The organism is Halomonas sp. AOP43-A1-21 (assembly GCF_052376775.1).
Classification (GTDB): domain Bacteria; phylum Pseudomonadota; class Gammaproteobacteria; order Pseudomonadales; family Halomonadaceae; genus Vreelandella; species Vreelandella colorata.
Genome location: NZ_JBQSWC010000078.1, coordinates 1 through 2,323, shown reverse-complemented (window position 1 = coordinate 2,323; position 2,323 = coordinate 1). Strand labels below are relative to the sequence as shown.

Genomic DNA, 2,323 nt, shown 5'->3' with positions numbered 1-2,323 from the left:
GCGTGATAAGCAGTTCTAATAAGAAGGTTCTAGGCGCTGTGGAGTTAAGCCTTTATTTTATTGCGTTATTCTTTGAGAGAAAGGGGACGTTATGATCAAGTGGGCAAAGCCAATTATATTGGCAGCAGCATTTATCGGAATAGTAGCCGATGCGAATGCTCAAAACTTTACTGATGTAAGCCTAGAAGTTACTGATATAAGGCCGGGTTATATCCGTAATGGGTTATTTTTACCCATCCCAAATATTTCTCAAGTACAAAGTGGAGTAGGCAGGCTTTCTAAAGAGCAAACTGTAAGATTGCTTGGAAACCCTAATGATTCTACCTCCAGCATACAGGATGATAATTGGTTTTATAATATCAACTTGCCTCTGGAAACTAACGACTACTTAGTTTGTCAGTATAGGGTTTCTTTTTCAAATCAAGTCCTTAGCAGTCTTGAGTGGCGAAGGCCTCAATGTGCTGCCAGGTATGCAGCCCTCGTCAAACCGGAAGTGCTTTCTCTATCCGCAGACCTACTATTTGGTTTTGATAGTGCAGATATTTCTCCCGGCGGTGTAAGCGCCATACGCCAACTCTCTTCTGAAGTTCGGCAAAATTTCAATAATCCTTCAGTCAACGTGATTGGCTATACCGATCGTCTTGGTGATGAGGATTATAACTTGTCCCTGTCTGAGCAGCGCGCTCGTGCTGTATCGATAGCTTTAATAGAAGGGGGCATCTCTCAGCAATGGATTACTTATGAAGGTCGTGGCGAAAACGAGCCAGTCGTGTCCTGTGCTGACAATATGCCAAGACCGCAGTTAATTTCATGTTTAGCGGAAAATCGTCGAGTCAACATTGTCTTGAAAGAAAGATCTTAGCGTTAGAAGAATTAAAGCCAGCGTGTTGGAAGTGTTTCTTTTTATTTGCTGATAATCCGCTCTGGATATCAAGTTTAATAGCATGAGCTTTTGATGATTTTAAAGCGTAAACATTTGACGAAAAAATAATTTTAAAAGATCGGATTCATATCGCTAATGCTTTTAATAAAGCCTTAGCGACGTGGTGTCGCTAGTTGAAAACTGTCCAAGCTCGCAGGCTATTTGTGGCTCCCGGGACCGTACATAGAAACGAAAAGGTGAAACATGGCTAACCAAGCGATAGTTATCACAGAAAAAGCTAATGGCAACGTCACTCAACAACAAGCAAATGACGTTATAGCGCTGCAATCTCCCAGCGCTGTAAAAATATCGGTTGGTCCTGAGGAAATTGCGTCATTTAACCAGTCGGGTATGAATCTGGTTATTGTACTCAAGTCAGGTGAGCAGATTGTTATTGCTGATTTCTTTGTTGTCACTGATGACGTACGTAGTGAATTGATATTAGAGGATTCCAACGGAGTACTCTGGTTAGGACAGTATCAATCACCTTGGTCGCATTTTGCCTTTGCCGAAATTAATGAAGAAGGATTAGTGGCTGCTGGCGATGTTTCGCCATGGGTCTTTGCTCTAGGTGGCTTAGGTGTATTGGGTGCAGCTATTGCAGCCAGCGACTCTTCTAGTTCCGATTCTAATCCTCCTGATAACGAAGAGCCTGGCGCTGGTGATGGCATCGACGATGGTGATGAGCCCGACGCCGGTGACCCAATGGACCCCGATGATGGCGACGCAGATGCCGATGCGGACGGTGATGCGGATGCAGATGCGGACGCCGATGGCGATGCGGACGGTGACGCGGATGCAGATGCTGATGGCGATGCGGACGGTGACGCGGATGCAGACGCAGACGCAGATGGCGATGCAGATGCAGATGCGGACGCAGATGGCGATGCGGATGCAGATGCAGATGCGGACGGTGACGCGGATGCAGACGCAGACGGTGACGCGGATGCAGACGCAGACGCAGACGCTGATGGCGATGCGGATGGTGACGCGGATGCTGATGCAGACGCTGATGGCGATGCGGATGCAGACGCCGATGGAGATGCGGACGGTGACGCTGATGCAGACGCGGATGCGGACGGTGACGCGGATGCTGATGCAGACGCTGATGGCGATGCGGATGCAGACGCCGATGGAGATGCGGACGGTGACGCTGATGCAGACGCGGATGCGGATGGAGATGTTACTGCTCCGATAGCTCCTGCGCTCGCATTAGCAAATGATACTGGTGCAGATGATAACGACGGTATTACCAGCGATGGCACGGTCAACGTAGGCAACCTCGAACCCGACGCCACCTGGGAATACTCCCTCGACGGAGGCGATACCTGGATCGAGGGTGTCGGCGAGAGCTTTGAGCTCCCCGACGGCACCTATGCCGACGGCGATGTAATCGCGCGC

Annotated in this window: 2 protein-coding genes; both read left to right on the top strand. The window is 48.9% G+C overall.

The window, feature by feature from the left end; translation table 11 throughout:
- Window positions 1-91: 91 nt before the first annotated feature.
- Entirely contained in the window at window positions 92-862 is a 771-nt protein-coding gene (locus tag ACT3R7_RS20595; protein WP_193092892.1) for an OmpA family protein, read from the top strand.
- Window positions 863-1,126: 264 nt separating this feature from the next.
- The coding region (locus ACT3R7_RS20590) for a BapA/Bap/LapF family prefix-like domain-containing protein (RefSeq protein ID WP_496199454.1) at window positions 1,127-2,323 on the top strand (1,197 nt) is incomplete at its 3' end.